This window comes from Deinococcus deserti VCD115, assembly GCF_000020685.1.
GTDB classification, from domain to species: domain Bacteria; phylum Deinococcota; class Deinococci; order Deinococcales; family Deinococcaceae; genus Deinococcus; species Deinococcus deserti.
The window spans coordinates 2,721,839-2,742,569 of record NC_012526.1 but is presented as its reverse complement, the minus strand read 5'-3'; the positions used below and the strand labels follow the sequence as shown (position 1 = coordinate 2,742,569).

The window sequence follows — 20,731 nt, the reverse complement described above, 5'->3', positions numbered from 1 at the left end:
TAGGGGTGGGCTGGGCCGGTTACCCCTGAAGGGGTTATGGAACCAGGATTCACCGGAGAGTGATCCGGACCGAGTTGCCCGACGAGTCCTCGGCGTTGATCAGGTCACCGGGAGGCGGATCAGCCTCGATCAGCAGTTGCAGTGCCTCCAGACTCAACCCCGCCTTTTCCAGGGCCCTCAGGCCGTGTGGCGGAATCAGCTTGTGCAGATGAGGAGCCAGGCTGACCGGCAGGTTGGCCGAGTACTCGTCGCCGTCCGAGGACTCGACATGTACCCGCAGAATGCGCGCCGAGCCGTGGGCCTGGCCACTGTGCGCCGGCTCGTTCCGGTGCCGGGGCGGCATGGTGCCCTCGATCGACCGTTCGACCTGCTCGGTGACGCGGTCGAACAGACCGTCCAGGCCACCGGACAGACGCTCGACAAAGCCGTCCATGCCGGGCATCGTCCGGCCGCCTACTACCACCCGTGGGGGACGTGGGGGTGGGGGTGGGGAGGGCGGCGTGTCTCTGACACCGCGCAGCAGCAGCAGGTGATCGGCCACCTGACCTGCGTCAAGCTCCTCACGGGCCAGCAGGGAGGCGACCAGTTCGCGGTCACTGTCGGTCAGCGCCAGACGGGTGTTGAGCGCAGCCAGCAGGGGCGCAGCGTCCTCCAGGCTGAGTTTCCCGGCGCGCACCAGCTCCAGAATACGTTTGACTTTCTCCTTCATGACAGGCCTCCTTGGTCTGCTGCGCTCTGGTGAGGGAACAGAATGGTGCCTGGAAGGAAGGCAAGCTGGCCGCCCAGCAGGATGGGTAGAGTGCACCTCCAGGACTCCTGGTGCAGGGCCCGCTGTGAGGACTGGCGGGCATGAAGCTGTTCCGCATCCATAGAAGGGTGCAGCACGTTCAGAACACGCTGCCACAGACTCACGCGGCTCGGGACAGTGTCAGAGGCCAGACGGACCTGGCGAATCACACGGTAGCCCCGTCCGGACTTCGTGACAGTGGCGGCAACTGGGCCCGATGAGGCCGGCAGGCGTCCCGGAGCGGGGTGAATGCGGAGGGGTTGGGAAGAAAGTGGAACAGTCATCTCGGGTCGCCTCCTTTCCGGGGGGCTGACGGACCTGTGGCCCCCCTGTTGATGGTCAAGTCAGTGCATTTTGGTCTGCGGCCCAACGCCTCTGTCAGAGCAGGCCCCGTCATCTGGTGACCAGCTTCACTTGTCCGGCAGCCACACGGCAGCTCAGGCTGCCTGTTCCGGTGCCGAGCTGGCCGCTATGACGGGTCGTCACGAAACTGCCCTGCTTGTGGGTGGGGAAGTCTGCCTTGAAAGCGCCCATGGTGACCTCGGCGTCCACCCGCAGATTGCTGCCAGGGTCGAGGTGTAAGGTGGCGTTCCCGGCATTCACTTCCAGACGGTGGGTGCCTTCTCCGAGCACACCGGCCCACTTGAGGTTGCCTCCATTGACGCTGGCATTCAACGACGCGGCGCCAGTCAGGCTGAGGTTGCCTCCATTGACATTCAGCCGGGTAGGGCCGCCGATTTCGGTGGCGCTCAGATGTCCACCATGAACCTCGGCCTGCAGGCTGAGGGCCTGACCCATGCGGACATTGCCGCCGTGCACATTGGCCTGCATGTCCCCGGAAACATCCGGCAGGGACAGGTGCCCACCGTGGACCTCGGCAACCACGTGCCGTGGTGTAAACGGCACTGTCAGCACGGCACGGACGTTGTGCCAGTTGTTGTGGCTCTGGCCGGGCCGGCGGGCGACGTGCCAGCCCTGAGAAGTGGCTTCCAGGAACACCCGGCCATCCTCGCTGACATGCAGCTGCGGGCTGACCTGCGCTGCGTCCTGCACGACCTGCAACGCAAACCCTTGAATGCTCAGTCTCAGGTCGGGCGGGGTGTTGCCGTCTCCAGATGCGGTATACACCGCGTCCATTGAGCGTGTGTCGGGCTGATCGAACCCCTCCAGTAACCCCTGGGCTTCCTCGGGGGTGAGTTTGCCTTCGGCCACCAGACGCTGAACCTGGGCACGGAACTCCTCGGATGAATGTTGCTCACTCATGCTCGCCTCCTGCAAACATAGAAACATGGATTTACCTAAGTGTCAATACTAACTTTCTATTCAGTAAAACAACGGCGGTATCTAGCGGAATGATGGGTGATTCGACTGCTCTGCCGTCAGAGGCATGACAATTCTGTAAAACCAACTTTTCTATTCAGCGCTCCGGTGGCTGACACCCTATCCTCATAGGTATGACTGTTCCACCTCCTGACCTGACTCCCGCCCAGCGCACTGAGGTTGAACTGCTGGCACGCGGGCGGCAGGAAAAAAGCCGGACCCTGCGCGACCTCGGTCTGCCAGAAACACCGGAAAGTGCCCATACGCTGCTGCTGAGGCTGGGCCTGTGGTCGGAGGCGCGCACTCCATACGCTGATCGCCTGCAGGCGGCCCTGAACCCCGTCACGCTGCCCGTGCCGGATTTCGTGCCCGAGAAGCGCCTGGACCTGACCCATCTGGAGGCCTACGCCATTGACGATGAAGGGAACCGCGACCCGGACGACGCCGTGGGAATCGAAATGCTGGACGGAGGCCTGACGCGGCTGTGGGTGCATGTCGCAGATGTAGCTGCGCTGGTGCCTCCCGACAGCGCACTGGATCTGGAAGCCCGCTCACGTGGCGCGACCCTGTACCTGCCGGACCAGACCATCGGGATGCTGCCTGACGAATTGGTCGAGAAGACTGGTCTGGGGCTGCATCCCACCACCCCGGCACTGTCTATTGCCCTGGATCTGGATCACGACGGAAATGCCGACGCGGTGGACGTCCACCTGACCACGGTGCGGGTCGAACGGCTGACCTATACGCAGGCTCAGGGCCGCCTCGAGGCCGGGCAGGAGCCGTTTGTGACGCTCCTGCGCCTGGCACGGGCCAGCCGGGCCCTGCGCGAGGCCGAGGGCGCCCTGAGCATCGATCTGCCGGAAGTTCGGGTCAAGGCTGACGACCAGGGCGCCGCCGTAAGCCCGCTGCCCAAGCCGGAGATGCGCTTCGTGGTGCAGGAATGCATGACGCTGGCCGGCTGGGGAGCCGCCATCTTCGCCGATGACAATGAGGTACCGCTGCCTTTTGCGACCCAGGACTATCCCACCCGGGAGGTGCACGGAGACACGCTGCCTGCCCAGTGGGCCCGCCGCAAGACGCTGGCCCGCACGCGCTTTCAGCCGGTGCCAGGCCCGCACCACGGTATGGGCCTGGACCTTTACGCACAGGTCACGAGTCCTATGCGCCGGTACCTTGATCTGGTGGTGCACCAGCAACTGCGCGCCTTTCTGACGGGCGGCGAACCCATGGGTGGAAAAGTCATGGCGGCGCACATTGCCCAGGCAAGTCTGAATGCCGACGCCACCCGGCAGGCCGAGCGCCTGAGCCGCAAACACCACACCCTGCGCTTTATTGCCTCGCAGCCGGACCGGGAATGGACCGGTGTGGTGGTCGACCGGCGCGGTCCGCAGGCGACCCTGCTGATTCCCGAGCTGGCCTTCGATCTGCCCCTCAGTACACCGGCCGCACCAGGAACGGAACTGCGCCTGCGCCTGACAGACGTAAACCTGCCGGCCCTGACTATTCGCGCCCGCAGCCAGTAATTGCTCTTTTCCTGGCAAACAGAATATGTACTGCACGTGATCTTACAAGCAGCACCAGGCGAGGTACTTCTCAGCGCCTGGAGTTCGGGAAACAAAACAAAAAACGTTATCGTGTAATTTCGCTTACAACGAAAAAAGCTCGTCTACATCACAGAATTTGTCTTGTCAAATCTGATTCATCTTTCATTCATATGTAGGTCGTGCTGTTTACACTGCCTGATATGAACGCCGTGAGCCGCATTGAGAGTGACATCGTGTCTCTCCGAATGAGCCACTGCCGTGCTCAGCACGCTGCAGAGCAGGCCCAGTATCACCTCGCCGTACGGCACTACCGCGAGTGTCTGGAAGCTGCCGAGCGGCGTGAGGATTGCCGTGCCATGGAATTTTTTGCGCTGCGCCTGTGTGAGTGCTACGAGCGTATGGGCATGATGGACAAGGCGCGCCACTTCCGAGCGATGGGCTGTGCCGGCGACAGCCTGATTGGCTGAGCAGCACAGGCCCCTGCTGCCTGGACAGGTCAGGTCCTCTTTACGCGGGCAGTTCAGACTGCTGGCAACACGGTCTGTCCTGTCCTCCCTGTGTGCTGACCATGGCCTGTGCTGCCCAGGCACCCAGCGCGACTCTTGTGGCCGGGGAAAGCGTGACTTTAGGACAGAGCCACCTCACCGTGGTGTCTGTTCGTGACAGTCGCTGTCCCATGAATGCGTCCTGTGTGTACTGGCGAACTGAAAACGAATGTACCCGTACGTCAGGGCTCCTGGGTGCGCCTGCTCAGGCTTGAAGGTCCCCGAAAAGGACAACACCGTCTGGGCAGGCCTGCGAAGCAGCGGGGCACCCAAGCGGATGGCGGGCACCCAGACTCCGGTTCCCATGACGCTGACCGACAAGCAGCCTTAAGGCCGGGTATCACACTGTTCTGGTCTAATACGGGGCATGCAGCATTTTCTGCCCTCTGATCCAACGCCCCGTGAGCTGGGGTTCCGTATGCCAGCCGAGTGGGAGTCCCATGCGGCCACCTGGATGAGCTGGCCAGCCGACGATGAGCTGTGGTTTGGTCATTTGTTAGGCGTGCGGGAGGAATTCGCCGAACTCGTGCGGACCATTGCGCGCTTTGAACCGGTGCAGCTGCTGGTACGTGACCCGGAAAGTGAACAGGACGCCCGTGGCCGGCTGGAGGGGGCAGATGTGACCTATCACCGCCTGCCGCTGGACGACGTCTGGCTGCGGGACAACGGGCCGATCTTTGTGCGGCGTGGCAATGACCTTGCTTTCGTGAACTGGCGCTTCAACTCCTGGGGCGGCAAGTTCAACTGGGAGCACGACGACCAGGTACCGGAATACGTGGCACAGGTGCTGGGCGCGGCGCACTGGGACCGTCCCGAGGTCCTCGAAGGTGGTGGACTGGAAGTCAACGGGCTGGGCGTGGGGCTGACCACCCGCTCGTGCTTTCTGACCGACACCCGTAATCCTGGCCTTACGGAGGAGGACTACGGCGCCCTGCTGAATGACACCTTAGGTGTCTCCCAGTTGCTGTGGCTGGACGGCGGCCTGGAAAACGACCATACCGACGGACACATCGACACCATCACCCGCTTCACGGATGAACGCACCATCGTCACCAGTGTGGAGAGCAACCCTGCGGATCCCAACCACGCGGTGATGCAGAAGAATCTTGAAGCCCTGCGCCGGATGACCGACCAGGATGGCCAGCCGTTCCGGATCGTGGAACTGCCTCTGCCCGCCAGCCGCCTGGAAGGGGCCGAGGGCCGCCTGCCTCCCACCTACGCCAACTTCTATATCGGAAACGGCTTTGTCGTGGTGCCCATGTACGGCGACCCGAACGATGCCCGGGCCATAGAAGTCCTGCGCCCGCTGTTCCCGCAGCGTGAAGTGATCGGGCTGCCCAGCCGCAAGATCATCGAGGGCGGCGGCAGCTTTCACTGCGTCACCCAGCAGCAGCCTCAGGGGACGGTGTGGACCGGGGAGTGACCGACCTTGGCGGGGGCTACACTGCCCGCCGCATAACCCTTGAAAGTTACCGCGAGGCGTGCGCCCGGCTTGAGGACCGGATCTTTGGCGGCAACTGGCTGTACAGCTTTGGTCCGGCGGCCAAGGCCCCGCCCCCCCTGGGTGAGAACTTCAGCTGGGGCGTGTACTGCGGCACCGAACTCGTCGGCTGGAGCCACGCGCACCAGCGTGACGAACGCACGGTGTATATGGCCGATACCGGTTTGCTGCCGGAGCATCAGGGCAGGGGCCTGTACACCCGGCTGCTGCCTGCACTGCTGGAAACCTTCCGCACCGCCGGGTACACCCTGGTCCAGAGTCACCACCGCGCGACCAACAACCGCGTGATCGTGCCGAAGCTGCGGGCCGGGTTTCTGGTGCAGGGCCTGAGCCTGTACGAGGGCGGACTCAATGTGGCCCTGACCCTCTCGCTCGACCCCGCCTATCAGGAGGCCCAGCACATCCGCAGCGGCTTTCGCGCGCCTGACGCGCGGGGCGCGCGCGGTGAGGCGGCGAGGCGTCTAGGGCTTGAGCCTGCTGGGACCCGGAGGCCTGCTCCACTCCCACCCCTGCGGTTGCCGGAAAGCTCAGGTCCAGGAGAGGACCTGGGCGGGGGTTACAGCCTTCACCCGGTGAGCTACGAGGTGTATTACGACATTTACACACAGCTCGAACAGTCGGCCTACAGCAGCGTGTCGTTCGACTGGCCGGCCCCCGGGCGCCTGGAAGCGCCGGCAGGCCGCCGTTACGCCTGGCTGATCGGGCACCAGGGGGAGGTGGCCGGCTGGCAGATGTCGCGGCAATGGGACCGCCGCACGGCTTATATGGTCAACACGGCCCTGTTGCCGGCTCACCGGGGCCAGGGCGTCTACAGCCGGCTGCTGCCGGTCGTGCTCCGAGCCCTGGAGGCCGAGGGCTACGATCTGGTGCGCAGTCACCACCATGCCACCAACAACGCGGTTCTGGTTCCCAAACTGCGCGCCGGGTTCTGCCTGCAGGGTCTGCAGGTCGACGACCATGGGGTAATGGCTGTCCTGATGCTCAGCTTCTCGGAAGCTTACCGGGAAGCCATGCACGTGCGCAGTGGCCTGCTCAAACCTCATAGGACCCGGGGCGCCGGATTGGGGTTAACAAGCCGCAAAGAGGGCTAGGTCTGCGGCTCAGTCCCCGTCAGGTCCAGCGTGATACCACTAACCCATGAGGTTTATCGCGCTCACATGCACGCTGGCTCTGGCGGCTCCCGCGTCCGCTGCCCCGACTCCTGTGCAGGTGGAGCAGGCCGCAGTGCGTGTGGCTTCCAAAATTGACGGAGTGCTGCGTGACTGTCCCGCCAGCTACACCAAGATCGGCACCCGGGACAAGAAATGTGTGGGTGCCGCTCTTACGGTCGAGCAGGTCCGCAGCAAACTGAGTGCCACAGTCGGCAACGATCTGCAGGGTGTCTGGCGCAGCCGTGACAGCCAGCGCAGCGTCTACAACTGGCTTGAGACTCCTGGTGGTTACGTGTATGTGCGGCTTCAGGCTGATCCGGATGGCCGGGCACAGACGCTGGTCTACGTGGATACACCACCCAATTCCGCATCAGCAGGCACACCGGCAGCCAGTGCTGCACCCACCCCGAAGGTCACGGTGAAGCGCACTGAACAGGCCCGGGTCACCATCGCCCGTCCTGAGCCTGTAAAACCTGCTGCACCTACAGGCGCGGCCGCCAAACCAGCTCCCGTCAGGCAAGGCTCAGCCAGTCCCACTGCCAAGCCAGCGCCTCCACAGAACTCCACGCCCAGTACGCCTGCGGCCAATCCGGCGCAGAGTCTGGCGCCCATGCCGTTTACCCGCGTTTTGCAACTGCAGGAACGGCGTATGAACGGCTCGGATATCCGTGCTGCCCAGAACCGCCTGATCCAGCTGACCGAGGACAGCCGTGGAGGGCAGGGAGACGGCTGGTACGGCCCGGTCACAGCGGCCACCGTCCGGGCTTTTCAGGCCGCCAATAATCTGCCTGTCACCGGACGGATTGATCAGGCAACCTGGAGAGCCCTGTTCTCACCTGCTGCGCGGACCTTCGCAGCTCCAACCATTCCCTGAGCCCCCATTTGGGTGCTTTGGCATCCTCACGACCCCGGAATTTCTCCAGGACGTCAGACACGGGTTGGCGTCCTTCTTTCTAATGAGGGCGGGAGATAGCTTCTCACGGCTTTTCGCGTCAAGATGTAGGTCCATGAAGCGGATTGCCATCTTTCTCTCATCTGCCCTGCTGGTTGCGATGGCGAGTCACGGTCGCGCGCAGTCCAGTGATCCCTTCCAGCGCACTGCCCCGGTCCAGACCCTGCCGGCCTTGCGGGGCACTTCGCCCATCACGTCTCCACTGAAACTCACGGGAACCCAGAACGCGGCGTTCGGAACACCGCGCGCCAGCAGTGACGGCAGCAATACCCGGGTCGTGTTTGACCTGCAGCCTGGCGTCACCTACAGCCTGACCCCCACCTTCACGGGGCTTCGGCTGGACATTCAGGGCGCCCGGGTTATCCCCGCCGTTACGGCCCGCCTGGGAGCCAGTGTCAGTGAGTACCGTGCTGGAGGCGGTCAGGCCACCCTGATCACGCCCTTTCCGCTGTCCTTTATCCATGGCTGGAAGGCTATGGAGGCCACTCTGGCCAATGGTAACCGGGTGCTGATCGTGGAATTCGGCCCCACGGTCGAGGGTGGTGCCAGCGCAGCGCTCAAAGCCAATGTGCGCGTGTCTCCTGCGCCTGCTGCTCCGCAGGCACCGGCCTCGACCGCCAAGGCTCCGGTCAAGGAAGGGCTGCCTCCAGGCGATACCGTTGCCAAGGTCAAGGTCCTGCCACCTGCTCCGGCCCTGCCGGGTGCGGACGTCAACGTGCCCAGCGTGCTTGAAGGGCGTATTTCCGGAACTCCACAGGCTGGTGCGCAGCTCACTGCCCCGCGTATCGGCAAGAACCCTGGACAGACGCGTGTGGTTCTGGACCTTCCGCCGGGCGCCGGTTACCGCATCGTGCCGTCGGGCCTGAGCCTGCGTGTCGAGCTCACCGGTGTCACGGGCGGAGCCCAGGCTGCCGAGAACGTCAGCCCCGAACTCCGCTCCTGGAGCTTTGAACCGGTCAGTGGAGGAGTGCAGGCGACCCTGGTCACCGCTGCCCGGGTCACGGAACGCAGTGGGTGGCGGGCCCAGCTGTTGCCCCCTTCGGGCAACGACCGCTCGCGCCTGGTGATTGACATTGCGCCGGCAATGGCCAACCTCACCCCGCTGACGGCCCGCGAGAAAGTGCTGGGAGCGGTGCCCCCTGTGCCTGTTACGCGCGGCACCGCCATCCTGGCCCTGAGTGCCAGTTACGCTCAGCCGCGTGTGGTGCTTGATCCGGGTCATGGTGGACGTGATCCCGGGGCAGTCGGCACGGTGGTCGAGAAGGAAATCACCCTGGGAGTCGCGCTGCGGGTACGCGACCTGTTGCGTGCCGCCGGCGTGGATGTGGTGATGACCCGCGACACCGACCGCGCACTTCACAGCAGCAAGAACGCGGATCTGGAGATGCGTGCCGCTGCCAGTGAGCCGGGGACCCAGCTGTTTGTCAGCATTCATGTCAACGCCCTGGAAGCCAAGACAGCCCTGCGTGGCTATGGCATCGAGACCTGGTGGAACCCCAACCACCCGCTGTCGAGTAGCCTCGCGGCGATCCTGCAGCGCTCGATGGTCGAGCAGACCGGCGCCTTCTCGCGCGGGCTCAAGAACAACCTGTCCCTGAGCGTGCTGCGCAACAGCCGCGTTCCTGCGGCTCTGGTCGAAATCGGCTACACCAGTCATCCCGTGGACGGCCTGAATCTTCAGGACGAAAACTACCTCGACCGCGTTGCTCTCGGTGTCGCCAACGGCATCCGTGAAGCCCTGATATCAGGCGTCACGGCCAGCCGGCAGGTGCTGAGCCCCAGTGCAGGTGGCGCCGAGAAGTGACCAGCACCCCGGAGCCCTCATTTCGTGAAAGGGTGCTGGCGCTGGTGACCCGGATTCCCGAGGGCCGCGTGATGACCTACGGGCAGCTGGCGCTGCTGGCCGGTCAGCCCGGCGCCGCCCGGCAGGCGGGGTATGTGATGAACACCCTGATGGGCGGCAGCGACCTGCCCTGGCAGCGTGTGATCAATGCCCAGGGACGCGTGAGCACGCACAAGCTGGGATTCGGTGACATGCAGGAAAAGCTGCTGGAAGCTGAAGGGGTGACTTTTGACGATGCTGGGCGCTGTGATCTGGGACGGCTGCAGTGGTGGCCCCCGGAGGCCGCGCCGGGATCTCCTGAACCGCTGCTGTAGCAAGCCCGGTGTGAAGAGACGCTGAGTCCAACGTCCCAGGGGTCCGGGCGTATGCTGTTCTCTATGAACAGAACGCGGAACTCTCATTGGGTGGCGGGCAGCGTGGTGTCCTGGATGCTGGGCGTCACACTGGGCGTCATTCTGGGCATTACCCTGCTGATCGCCACGCCCCTCATGATGCGTCCTGCGCAGACAATGGCTGCTGCTGAAGGCAATCAGGCTGGTGGCCAGGAGAAAGAGGGCGGCAGCGAGGCTGTCTCGGGCATGGAGTCACCCGGGGGCGAAGGCGAGGGCACGACCGGCACCCCCCAGGACGAAGGTGACGGTGCCACGGCCGGCGGTGAAGGCGCAGGCGGCGATGACGACAGCACCGGCATGGGCCCTGAGGGCGGCGAGGTTGGCAATACTGGAACGGGCGCAGCCAGAACCAGCAACGACAACCAGGACATTGCCACCGAGGATGCCGGGGAGGACGACCCCGCCCGGCAACGTAGTGTTGAAGCCCCTGAAGGCAGCGAGGCTGCGGGTCCGGAAGGAACCGGCGTGCAGGAAATCGGCACCGAGCACAGCAGTGGCACCAGCGCTGAAGGCGCCAGTGAAGCTGCGGCCAGTGGCGACGCAGGAGCCGGCCAGACCCTGTTTGCTGCCAGCTGTGGAGGCTGCCACGGCCAGAACGGCCAGGGCGGCATCGGACCAGCCATGACCGACGAAGCGAACAAGTGGACCCTGGCGCAGTTCACCGCAGCCGTGCGAGAGGGCAAAGCCCCGGACCGTGAACTGGGACCAGCCATGCCCCGCTTTACCGAGGCGCAGCTGTCCGACGCTGATCTGGCCAGCATTCATGCGTACGTGACCAGCCTGAACTGAGGCAACTGGAGTCTCGGCTTCATGCAGAGCGCCGCCTGGTTCCCCAGGCGGCGTCTTCTTCTGAATCTCAGCTCGGCAACCCATCTCTGCACCCGCCTGGCAGGAAGCAGCTCAGGCCGCCGGCATTCACTGGGCGCGGCATACCCTGGTGCCCTACCGGCTGGAGTTCGACTGGTGGACCCGGCAGTCCGGCTGCACCTCAGAGACCGTGGCTCAGCTGCGTGCTCACGCGGCCCACCTGAGTGAGGTTGACCGGCAGAGGGCTGGACTTCACAGCGTCTGGTGAACTCGAGGCACACACCGAGATGATGCTGGTGGTGCGCCTGAAAAATCCTGGAGCTGAAAAGCCCTAAAGCTTATCGCCTACGTGGATGGCGGCGATCCCAAAGGTCAGCCGCTGGTAGCGGGTGCGGAAGCCTGTGGCGCGCATCAGGCCGGCCAGCCGCTCGGGATCGGGAAAGGCCAGCACGCTTTCCGGCAGGTAGGTGTAGGCCCCGGCGTTGCCGCTGACCAGCGCGCCGATGCGGGGCAGCACCTGCTGGAAATAGAAGCGGAACACGTCGCCAAACAGCCCCCGAGCAGGAGGGGGAAACTCCAGAATCACCGCGCGTCCCCCCGGGCGCAGTACCCGGTGAAATTCGGCCAGACCCTGAGCATAGTCTGCGAAGTTGCGAAACCCGAACGAGCAGGTCACTGTGTCGAAGCTGGCATCCGGATAGGGAAGATTCAGCGCGTCCCCTTCTTCCAGCGTAATTTCCAGCCGCCGCGCCCGTGCCTTTTCCCGACCGATCTCCAGCATCTGCGGCACGAAGTCGCTGCCGACCACTTCCGCCTGTGGAGCGCGCGCCTTGAGCTCCAGCGCAAAATCGGCCGTGCCGGTGGCGACATCCAGAATGCGTTTCGGGTCCAGAGCGAGCGCCTCGGCGGCGGCTACGCGGCGCCACGAGCGGTCCACACCGAGGCTCAGCACCCGGTTGAGCAGGTCATACCTCGGTGCGATGCTGGCAAACATGGCCTGCACGTCCCTGCCCTTGTCCTGGCGATCTCCCACCGGCGGCCTGTTCGTCATAGCGCCGATGATAGGGCCCCCTGGGTGGGACAGACCGGAAAAACGGGGATCAGCCGAACCTGAGCAGGTCGGCTGCCCCATACCACCCTGACGAAACCGTCCAGGGGAGGGCCGTCTTGGGTACAGACTAGGAGCCAAAGGCAGTGTTGATCAGTTCAGTCAGCGCACCAGAAGCCAGGGCTGACGGACGAGGGAGCTGATGCCCCGGTTTAGCGGATCACACCCAGCGCCCGTCCAACCTGCGCGTAGGCGGCCAGCGCCTGATCCAGGTCCTCACGGGTGTGCTCGGCGGTCACGATGTTGCGGATGCGCGCCAGGTTGCGCGGCACGGTGGGAAAGCCCAGACCTACGGCGAAAATGCCCAGGTCGAACAGCTGACGGCTGGCCTCAAAAGCGGCGCTGGCCTCCCCGAAGACCACCGGCGTAATGGGCGTCACGCTGCCCATGATGTCGAAGCCCAGACCCTCGAGCTCGGTCTTGAAGTAACGGGTGTTGTCCCACAGGCGCTCCATGAGGCTGGGGTCGCGCTGCACCTCATCAAGCGCGGCACTCAGAGCGCCCACCACGGCCGGAGGCTGCGCCGTGGAAAACAGGTACGGTCGGGCGCGGTTGATCAGCAGCTGGCGCAGGTCGCCGTGCCCGGCCGCGTAGCCTCCCACGCCGCCCCAGGCCTTGCTGAGCGTGCCGACCTGAATAACGTCGTCGGCGTACTCGAAGCCGAAGTGGTGAACCGTGCCGCGTCCCTGCGCGCCCATCACGCCGGAGCCGTGGGCGTCATCCACGTAGGTCACGGCGCCGAACTCACGGGCCACCGCCACCAGCCGGTCCAGCGGAGCGAGGTCGCCGTCCATGCTGAACACGCCGTCGGTGACGACCAGCTTGAGGCCGCCGGTCTCGTTTTCCGAGAGGATACGGCGCAGGTCTTCGGGATCGGCGTGCTTGAAGACCTTCTTGGTGGCCTTGGTCAGGCGCAGCCCGTCGATGATGCTGGCGTGGTTCAGCTCGTCGCTGACCACCAGATCGCCCTCGCGCAGCAGCGCGCCCAGCACGCCCTGGTTGGTGGTGAAGCCGCTGTGCAGCACCAGTGCGCTGCCGGTGTGTTTGAAGTCGGCAATCTGACGTTCGAAGTCCTCGTGGATACGCAGTGTTCCGGCAATGGTGCGCACGGCGCCCGCTCCGACACCCCACTCGCGCAGGTACTGCTCGGCGCGGGCCTTCAGCGCCGGGTGGTCGGCAAAGCCCAGGTAGTTGTTGCTGGCGAGGTTCACGACCTCCCGGCCGTCGACCCGGGTGCGCGCGCGGTTGGCGCGCTCCAGCACCCGTGGGTGAATCAGCAGCCCCGATTCGCGCAGGCTGGACAGCTCTTGATTCAGGCGTTCGGACAGCGAGGTGGTCATAGCGGCAGTCTACGGGCGCAGACAGAAGCGGCGCCGGAGTGCTTCGGCGCCGCCTGGATTGCTGTCCCGTTTTCCTGACTGCTCTCCTTTCTGCTTTTCGCTCTCAGGCAGGTGTCTTACTGACTGGTGAGGGGGGTGGGCTCGTGCAGGGTGTAGCGTTCGGTGGCCGTGCTGCTCAGGGAACGCTGGTAGGTGGTGCTGTTCAGCGGCAGGTAGACGTAGTGCTCGGCACGTGACCAGCCGGCCTTGAAGGTCCAGCGCTGCTGCATCTCTGGCGCTGTGCTGCGGAAGCTCACGTCTGTGGCTTCCGTGCTGTAGACAACACGGTCGTGGCTCATCAGCGGCAGGACCTCACCCGCATCCCGGGCGCCGTTGGTGTTGTGGTCCCGCCACATCAGCCATTCCAGCAGCGTGACCTTCCCGGCGGAGGTGCCTGAAGCCAGGCTGCCCGCCACCATGCCGGCGGGCAGCAGCGTGCTCAGCTCTTGCGCGCGGGCCGACGCACCCGCCCAGCGGGCAGGATTGACGGCCAGAGCAGTGGCCCCTGCCGGGACTGGCAGCTGATACACGCTTTCGCCCTGAGCGGTGACCAGCGAGAGGAAGCTGTCAGCCGGTGCTGCCGGAAAGCGGACCTTCACGCCAGTAAGCAGTGTGGGGCGGCCACCGTCGGCGGCGCTGGGCGCTGCGCCGCAGGCAGCCAACACCAGGGCGGGAATCAGGAAGGGCAGACAGTTCATTTCGTTGCTCCGGCCTTCAGGCTCTGACTGATCAGGCGGTTGGTCGGTTCATGCAGGCGGATGGGCAACGCGGTGTCCTCGCGCGGACCACTGTTCATGGTGACGCGGTATTGACCAGGCGTAGCGCTGGGCTGCAGGACCTCGTGGCGCACCAGCGACCAGCCCTGGGTGCGTGTGCCGGTCTCGGTGCTGTGGCCGCTGGCGTCAGTGAAGCGGTAGGTGAAGGGAACCGAGGCGTGGCTGTAGATGGTGTGCGTGGTGTACAGCTCTTCGCTGACGGTGGGCAGGCCGTCGCCGTTCGCGTCCCGGAACAGGGTGAAGTAGATGTTGCAGGTGCGCGCGCTCTCGGGCGTCACCGTGACCCCGGTCATGCCCTGAGCTTCACCGCTGATGAAGGGGGAGATGCATCCCGGAACCCGTCGCAGTTCAAGCAGGTCGTACCCACTGAGGTGCACCGACGCGCGGTTGACCCGCTGGGGCGACCCAGACCCAGTGCTGGAGGTGGACGAGAAGTGCGGGTAGCTGGAGAGCTTTTTAAGGTTGACGCCACTGTCGTTCTGCTGGAAGGAGATGGCGCCCAGACGCAGGTCGCTGCTGTGCTGCACCTCGGGAAATTCGAAGGTGAGTGAGACGCTGGGGTCGGGCGTGGGCGGTGGCTTGGGGCAGGCCATCAGCAGTGTGGCCAGCGCCGCAGAACCGGTCAGCCACACCATGCGTTTGGAGAAAATCTTCATGCTTTACTCACTTTATTCACAAGAAAGCGGCCATGTGAGCATATTTGCCCACGTGGCCGCCTGAACACAGGAGCGTTTAGCGGTTCATGATGTGGATGGCCTGCTTGTGCACAGCTTCCGCCGCTTCCAGCACGCTCTCACCCAGCGTGGGGTGGGCGTGGATGGTCAGCGCGATATCGGTGGCGGTGGCGGCCATTTCCAGCGCCAGCCCAGCCTCGCCCAGCATGTCGCTGGCATGCGGCCCGACGATGTGCACGCCCAGCAGCAGGTCGGTGTCCTTCTCCACGACCATCTTCACGAAGCCGTCGGTCTGCTGCAGGGTCATGGCGCGGCCCGAGGCGCTGAAGGGGAAGTTACCGGTCTTGACCTCGTAGCCCTTGTCCTTTGCCTCCTGCTCGGTCAGGCCGACCCAGGCCAGTTCGGGGCTGGTGTACACCACGCCGGGAATGGCCACGGCGTCCTGCTCGGCAGGCTTGCCGGCAATCACTTCGGCCGCCACCAGACCTTCTTTCATGGCCTTGTGGGCCAGCATGGGGTTGCTCGCCACGTCCCCGATGGAATAGATGTGGCTGACGTTGGTGCGCTGCTGGGTGGTGGCAGGAATGAAGCCCCGGTCGGTGACGGTCACGCCAGCGTTCTGTGCATTCAGGCCATCGGTGCGGGGGCGGCGGCCCACAGCGACCAGCACCCGGTCAAAGACCTCGGTGGTCTTTTCGCCGGTCTTGACGTTCTCGAGCTCGACATGCACGCCGTCGGCCTTCTTCTCGGCACGGTTGGCCTTGGTCTGGGTGGCCACCTTGATGCCCTGCTTCTCCATGGACTTCTGGAAGGCCTTGACGGCGTCGGCATCGGCTCCAGGAATGATGGTTGGCAGGAACTCGATGACTTTGACCTGTGAGCCCATGTTGGTGTACACGTGCGCGAACTCGAAGCCGATCACGCCGCCGCCCACGCACAGCATGCGGGCAGGCACCGGGTCAGGCACGACCAGCGCGCCGGTCGAGTCCACGATTACCTGCTGGTCGACTTCCAGACCCGGCAGTTTGGCCGGCTCGGAACCCGTGGCAATAATGAAGTTGGCGGCCGTGTAGGTCTTGTCGCCCACCTGCACGGTGTGATCGTCCACGAAGCTGGCCTGTCCCTGCAGGTGGGTGACCTTGTTCGCCTTGAACAGGGCGCCCACGCCTCCGGTCAGTTTCTTGACGATGCCGTCTTTCCAGCCGTTGAGCTTGGCGATATCCAGCGACTGACCGCTGAAGGTCAGGCCGAAGTCGGCGGCGTGACGTGCGGCGGCCACCTGTTCGCCGGCATGCAGCAGCGCCTTGGTCGGAATGCAGCCCACGTTCAGGCACACCCCGCCGACAGACTCGCGCTCGGCACAGGCGACCTTCAGGCCCAGCTGCGCGGCGCGGATGGCCGCATGGTAGCCGCCAGGCCCGGCGCCAATCACCAGCACGTCGAAGTCATAGGATTTGGTCATGCGCGCAGTCTAACAACCGTTAGGAGTGGCGGCACTGACCTGCCGGTATAGCTGGACAGCCGTGACTGACAACCTGCACTGGTAAATTTCAGGCGTTCAGGAACTCCGAGACCACCTGGTTGAGCACCCACCAGCCCTGCGGGGTAGCCCGGAGCAGGGCGCCGTCGCGCACCAGCAGGCCCCGCGAGACCTGCCGCCGGATGACGGCAGCGTATTCCTGCGCCACATCCATCCCGGCGCGGCGCGACAGGTCGGTCAGATTCACGCCCTCACGCAGCCGCAGGCCCATGAACAGGGCGTCGGTCACGTACTCGGTGGCGTCGATCGGCTGCACTTCGCCGCCTGCGTCCTGCAACCACTCGTGCAGGTGCGGATTGGTACGCCGGGTCGTCAGGACTGGCGAGGACACAGCGGACCCGGGAACGGGCAGCGGTAGGCCCCCCTTGCCCACAGCTGGATAATGACCCGCTGCGCCCGGACCCAGGCCCAGATACGTGCGCCCGTGCCAGTAGGCCTGGTTATGCCGCGACTCCTGCCCCGGCCGGGCGTAGTTGCTGACCTCGTAGCGGCCGAAGCCCAGCGCCGTCAGCAACTGCTCAGTGCGCTCAAACCCCAGACGTTCGTCGTCCTCCGTGACATTCACGCCGCGCCGGGCGAACTCGGTCCCCGGCTCGATGGTCAGGGTGTAGGCGCTGACGTGCCCCACACCCAGGTCCACCAGCCCGCGGATATCCGAGTCCAGCGGCTGTCCGGGGACCGCGGTAATCAGGTCGCCACTCACGCGGAAGCCGCTGCCTACCAGTGTCGTGACCGCCTCGCGGGCCTGCGCGGCGTCGTGCTGACGTCCCAGAAAGCGCAGCGTCGGGTCGTGCAGGCTCTGCACCCCCACGCTGGCCCGGTCGAAGCCCAGGTCACGCCAGTGCGCTGCGCGCCCTGGGCTCACTGTTCCAGGGTTGATTTCCAGCGTGTTCTCCAGCTTTCCCCATCCCAGGTGGCGCCGCACGGTGGTGGCCAGCGCCCGGATCTCCTCGTCACGCAGGAAACTGGGCGTGCCGCCCCCCACGTACACCGTATCCAGGTCCAGGGCGTAGGTGCCCGAGAGCCACGCCGCCTCCTGCTCCAGTCTGTGCAGATACGCCTCGACCAGCCCGGCCCGGCGCGTCAGCACATGAAAGTCGCAGTACGGGCAGATACTCGGGCAGAACGGCACGTGCACATACAGGTGCCGGACCACCGAATCAATGTCTGCCTCGCCCATCACGCGGGGCAGTGTACGCCTCCGGAAATTCCCGCGTTGGAATCCGGTAGAGGATTCCGGGAGTCTGACCGCACAATGCCCTGGCCGACGCCTTAGGGCAGCGGCACCTTCACAGCCATGCACGAACACTGCTACGGATTCCAGGAAGCCGAGGCGCTGTTCACCCGCTGATACGCACAGATCCTGACGCATGGCTCTCTTTCACTGCAGAGGGCAGTCGGCCAGGCATATTCTGGCTGCTCGACCTGGTCCGCTTACCGGCCGTGTGGCGTGAGGTCCATCCAGCGTTCCAGCATCTCACCGACCCGCGCAGGAACTGTGACCAGCACTGGGACGTTTAGTGAGGCCACGGCACTGGCCGCCGGGCATTCGCCGGTGACCTCGTCTGCAGCGTCCTGAGTGCTCCAGGCCGGGCTTTCCCAGGCCGGAAAGCTGCCTCCTTCGAGGTAACTGGCGGCGCCTGCGTTGTCAACAGTGCGGTCCTGCACGGTCACGGCCGGACCGGCGGCCAGTGCCAGCGGAGCCACCACAATCACCCCACGGGGTTCAAGCGCCTGGATAGCCGCCAGCAGGGGCGTCAGGCCGTCGTGCACCAGAAGTTGTACCTGCCCCTTGCCATCGACCGCTTCCAGCACAGCAGGAAGTCCGGCCGCCAGATCACTGGGCGCCGCTACCAGCCAGCGGTGTCCTCCGGCACGACCTTCAAACGTCGCGCAGGCGCTGCCATACACGTCAGACCAGGTACGGGTGTGGTTCATGCCTTTCAGCATAAGCGTGGCCTTGATCTCACGGGTTTGGGAGAGCGTTTCAGGCGGCAATGTACCTGCTGAACAGGATGCACTTTTCGGAGCCGGTTCGGGTCAGCCAGAAGACTTGAATTTAGGCTCCATCTGACATATGTTTAATGTAACCAAATTATAGATTTAGGGTATGCGAAAAAAAGAAGCAAAATGCGGTCCACTCAACGTTCCAGGAGGTCTCATTACATGAACAAGCACATTCCTCTCGCTGGCGCTGCCCTGCTCGGCAGCCTCGTCCTCACTGGGTCTGTGCTGGCCCAGTCCAGCTCTACCTCCGCAGCCAAGCGGACCATCTACATGAGTGCCGTGGAGTACAAGGGTTCGACCACTGTCGACAAAGAAGCCTTCCCGACAGCTGCGCCACCCGCCGGACGTGGCTACAAACTCACTCCGCCCGTGGACGGACGCTGGGAGAACTCGACCTACCGTTACGAACCCGGGCTGATCGTGGTGAACCGCGGTGAGCTGGTCGAACTCAAAATCTGGGGTGTCAACGGCGCGAAGCATGACACCACCATCGAGGGCTACAACCAGGCATTTGTGGTCAAACGTGGAGAACTGACCACGATCACCTTCAAGGCAGACAAGCCGGGAATCTTCCGCATTATCTGCCACGACCACGCGCCATCCATGGAAACCCAGCTTCTTGTGCTGGACTCGAAGACCAGGCGGTAAGACCGGCCAGCGGTCAGGAACACGCCAGGGCCGCCATAGCATGCGGTGAGCAGGCTTAGCAGAAGCTGGCTGGGAAACTCACCGCTCGCCCTGGCCCTCTGCGCCGGTCACGGGACAGGCCCAGAACTTCTGGAGGACGCGTTTCCTTTACCCTGCTGGCCTATGGCCACTCCCGAGCGCTATGCCAAGATCCTCCGCGTTCTGCGGCACCGTCAGCCCACCCTGACCGTACTGATGGACGAGGTAAACAAGCCCCACAACCTCAGTGCGATTATCCGCACCTGTGACGCGGTAGGGGTCCTTGAAGCCCACGCTGTGCCTCCCAAAGGCGGCCCGCTGGCTTCTTTTTCCGGCCATACCTACGAGGCGACCAGCGGCAGCGCCCATAAATGGGTACCGGTGCATTCGCACACCGACGCTGTCAGTGCAGTACATGCCCTGCAGGGCCAGGGCTTTCAGGTCCTGGCCACCCACCTGTCCCAGCGCAGCGTGGACTACCGGGAACCTGACTACACCAGGCCCACCTGTGTGCTTCTGGGCGCCGAGAAGTGGGGCGTCTCGGATGAGGCCGCCGACGCCGCCGACCATAACATCGTGATTCCCATGTTCGGCATGGTGCAGAGCCTGAATGTCTCGGTTGCTGCTGCAACGATTCTGTTCGAGGCCCAGCGCCAGCGGCTGGCCGCCGGCATGTACGCTGCGCCTCAGCTCTCGCCCGAAGCGCTTGACCGGCTGGCCTTCGAGTGGGCTTACCCTGATCTGGTCTCCACCTACCAGGAGCGTGGAGAGGGGTATCCGGCCCTCGACGAACAGGGACAGCTGCTCGCCTGAACGACGTCTGGGCCGGGGTAGAGAGGCAAACAGGAAGACGCGTGCTTTCTGTTCATTGCGTACGTCATCTCTACTGGAGTTTTGGCAGTTAGACTGGCGTGTTTATGTTCGGACTTGAAATGCCACCTCTTACGCCCGAATTCTGGGCGATCCTCGGCACCCTGATTCTTCTGGAGGGGCTGCTCTCGGCTGACAACGCGCTGGTGCTGGCCGTCATGGTGCGTCACCTTAAGGGCGAAATGCAGCGCAAGGCGCTGGCGTACGGCATCGGCGGCGCGGTGGTGCTGCGCATCCTCGGTGTGCTGCTGGCCAGCTTCATCCTGGAGTACTGGTGGCTGCGGGCCTTCGGGGCCGGGTACCTGGCCTGGCTGGCGATCAGCCACTTCATGAAAAAGGGCCACACCGAAGACGAGGCTGCCGCTTCGGCCAAGGGCCGCGGCTTCTGGCCGACGGTGGTGCTGCTCAACCTGACCGACCTGGCCTTCAGCGTGGACTCGATTCTGGCTGGTGTGGCGCTGATTCCACGCGGCATGCCACGTGAGCAGGGCCTGACCATCGTGGTGATGGGCGGCATCGTGGGCCTGATCCTGATGCGAATCGCGGCTACGGTGTTCCTGAAAGTGCTCAACAAGTACCCGGCCTTTGACGACGTGGCCTACGCGCTGGTGGGCTGGATCGCCGTGAAACTGGGCGTGGAAACCCTGGAAGCTGCGCACGAGGTGTTCCCCGCGGTTCCGACCTTCCACATGCCGGCCGTCCTGTTCTGGGGAGTCATGGCCGCCATTGCGCTCATCGGTTCGTACCTTGCGACCCGGAAGCCGGCCATGAGCGACGCAGAAGCAGCCGCCAAGGCTGAGGCCATCGTGCATCACATGGACGAAACGGTCGTGGACGCTGCAGACGGACGTATCGACGGGCGCTAAGCC

The 20,731-nt window shown here is 64.5% G+C and carries 20 protein-coding genes; 11 read left to right on the top strand and 9 right to left on the bottom strand.

Annotation, left to right across the window (positions count from 1 at the left end; translation table 11 throughout):
- Positions 1 to 49: 49 nt before the first annotated feature.
- Both DEIDE_RS13055 and DEIDE_RS13045 read right to left on the bottom strand, forming a co-directional pair.
- On the bottom strand, positions 50 to 709 hold the full coding sequence (locus DEIDE_RS13055; protein WP_012694437.1) for an SHOCT-like domain-containing protein: 660 nt from the start codon (positions 707 to 709) through the stop codon (positions 50 to 52).
- Between the two features lie 471 nt (positions 710 to 1,180).
- On the bottom strand, positions 1,181 to 2,050 hold the full coding sequence (locus DEIDE_RS13045; RefSeq protein ID WP_012694436.1) for a DUF4097 family beta strand repeat-containing protein: 870 nt from the start codon (positions 2,048 to 2,050) through the stop codon (positions 1,181 to 1,183).
- 191 nt (positions 2,051 to 2,241) lie between these two features.
- On the opposite strand from DEIDE_RS13045, the gene DEIDE_RS13040 reads away from it, so the two are divergent.
- The 8 genes from DEIDE_RS13040 (at position 2,242) to DEIDE_RS18100 (ending at position 10,824) form a co-directional block, all read left to right on the top strand.
- Positions 2,242 to 3,630: an RNB domain-containing ribonuclease gene (locus tag DEIDE_RS13040; protein ID WP_012694435.1), complete on the top strand. Its 1,389-nt coding sequence runs from the start codon at positions 2,242 to 2,244 to the stop codon at positions 3,628 to 3,630.
- 221 nt (positions 3,631 to 3,851) lie between these two features.
- The gene (locus DEIDE_RS13035) at positions 3,852 to 4,118 is read left to right on the top strand and encodes a hypothetical protein (protein WP_041227647.1); all 267 of its coding nucleotides are present in this window, start codon (positions 3,852 to 3,854) and stop codon (positions 4,116 to 4,118) included.
- A 445-nt stretch (positions 4,119 to 4,563) separates the two neighbouring features.
- On the top strand, positions 4,564 to 5,619 hold the full coding sequence (locus DEIDE_RS13030; protein WP_012694433.1) for an agmatine deiminase family protein: 1,056 nt from the start codon (positions 4,564 to 4,566) through the stop codon (positions 5,617 to 5,619).
- A complete protein-coding gene (locus DEIDE_RS13025) occupies positions 5,616 to 6,788 on the top strand; it encodes a GNAT family N-acetyltransferase (protein WP_242402922.1) in 1,173 nt (390 codons plus the stop codon). Before DEIDE_RS13030 ends, DEIDE_RS13025 begins: the two co-directional genes overlap by 4 nt.
- Positions 6,789 to 6,834: 46 nt before the next feature.
- Complete coding sequence (locus DEIDE_RS19775) at positions 6,835 to 7,722, top strand: peptidoglycan-binding domain-containing protein (RefSeq protein ID WP_012694431.1); 888 nt, start codon at positions 6,835 to 6,837, stop codon at positions 7,720 to 7,722.
- Positions 7,723 to 7,855: 133 nt separating this feature from the next.
- A complete protein-coding gene (locus DEIDE_RS13015; protein WP_012694430.1) occupies positions 7,856 to 9,604 on the top strand; it encodes an N-acetylmuramoyl-L-alanine amidase in 1,749 nt (582 codons plus the stop codon).
- Positions 9,601 to 9,957, top strand: coding sequence for an MGMT family protein (locus DEIDE_RS13010; RefSeq protein ID WP_012694429.1), 357 nt, complete (start codon positions 9,601 to 9,603; stop codon positions 9,955 to 9,957). Before DEIDE_RS13015 ends, DEIDE_RS13010 begins: the two co-directional genes overlap by 4 nt.
- A 63-nt stretch (positions 9,958 to 10,020) precedes the next feature.
- Positions 10,021 to 10,824: a c-type cytochrome gene (locus tag DEIDE_RS18100; RefSeq protein WP_162485469.1), complete on the top strand. Its 804-nt coding sequence runs from the start codon at positions 10,021 to 10,023 to the stop codon at positions 10,822 to 10,824.
- A gap of 349 nt (positions 10,825 to 11,173) precedes the next feature.
- Here the strand turns inward: DEIDE_RS18100 and ubiE are convergent, their stop codons facing one another.
- From ubiE to DEIDE_RS12970, 7 genes are all read right to left on the bottom strand, one after another.
- On the bottom strand, positions 11,174 to 11,893 hold the full coding sequence (ubiE, locus tag DEIDE_RS13000) for a bifunctional demethylmenaquinone methyltransferase/2-methoxy-6-polyprenyl-1,4-benzoquinol methylase UbiE (RefSeq protein ID WP_012694427.1): 720 nt from the start codon (positions 11,891 to 11,893) through the stop codon (positions 11,174 to 11,176).
- Between the two features lie 209 nt (positions 11,894 to 12,102).
- The gene (locus DEIDE_RS12995) at positions 12,103 to 13,290 is read right to left on the bottom strand and encodes a BioF/Kbl family PLP-dependent acyltransferase (protein ID WP_012694426.1); all 1,188 of its coding nucleotides are present in this window, start codon (positions 13,288 to 13,290) and stop codon (positions 12,103 to 12,105) included.
- A gap of 116 nt (positions 13,291 to 13,406) precedes the next feature.
- Positions 13,407 to 14,027: a hypothetical protein gene (locus DEIDE_RS12990; protein ID WP_012694425.1), complete on the bottom strand. Its 621-nt coding sequence runs from the start codon at positions 14,025 to 14,027 to the stop codon at positions 13,407 to 13,409.
- Complete coding sequence (locus DEIDE_RS18095) at positions 14,024 to 14,761, bottom strand: hypothetical protein (RefSeq protein ID WP_012694424.1); 738 nt, start codon at positions 14,759 to 14,761, stop codon at positions 14,024 to 14,026. The genes DEIDE_RS12990 and DEIDE_RS18095 overlap by 4 nt, the downstream gene beginning before the upstream one ends.
- A gap of 76 nt (positions 14,762 to 14,837) precedes the next feature.
- Complete coding sequence (lpdA, locus tag DEIDE_RS12980; RefSeq protein ID WP_012694423.1) at positions 14,838 to 16,241, bottom strand: dihydrolipoyl dehydrogenase; 1,404 nt, start codon at positions 16,239 to 16,241, stop codon at positions 14,838 to 14,840.
- Between the two features lie 88 nt (positions 16,242 to 16,329).
- Positions 16,330 to 17,499, bottom strand: a complete 1,170-nt coding sequence (hemW, locus tag DEIDE_RS12975; RefSeq protein ID WP_041227279.1) for a radical SAM family heme chaperone HemW — start codon at positions 17,497 to 17,499, stop codon at positions 16,330 to 16,332.
- 254 nt (positions 17,500 to 17,753) lie between these two features.
- Complete coding sequence (locus tag DEIDE_RS12970) at positions 17,754 to 18,257, bottom strand: hypothetical protein (protein WP_049760533.1); 504 nt, start codon at positions 18,255 to 18,257, stop codon at positions 17,754 to 17,756.
- A gap of 228 nt (positions 18,258 to 18,485) precedes the next feature.
- On the opposite strand from DEIDE_RS12970, the gene DEIDE_RS12965 reads away from it, so the two are divergent.
- The 3 genes from DEIDE_RS12965 to DEIDE_RS12955 all read left to right on the top strand — a co-directional run bounded on the left by DEIDE_RS12965 (position 18,486) and on the right by DEIDE_RS12955 (position 20,728).
- Positions 18,486 to 18,974 (top strand): cupredoxin domain-containing protein, encoded by a 489-nt coding sequence (locus tag DEIDE_RS12965; RefSeq protein WP_012694420.1) that lies wholly within the window; start codon positions 18,486 to 18,488, stop codon positions 18,972 to 18,974.
- 162 nt (positions 18,975 to 19,136) lie between these two features.
- A complete protein-coding gene (gene trmH, locus DEIDE_RS12960; RefSeq protein WP_012694419.1) occupies positions 19,137 to 19,805 on the top strand; it encodes a tRNA (guanosine(18)-2'-O)-methyltransferase TrmH in 669 nt (222 codons plus the stop codon).
- 104 nt (positions 19,806 to 19,909) lie between these two features.
- Positions 19,910 to 20,728 carry a TerC family protein gene (locus DEIDE_RS12955; RefSeq protein ID WP_012694418.1) on the top strand — a complete coding sequence of 273 codons (819 nt, stop codon included), beginning with the start codon at positions 19,910 to 19,912 and terminating at the stop codon, positions 20,726 to 20,728.
- The last annotated feature ends 3 nt before the right edge of the window (positions 20,729 to 20,731 follow it).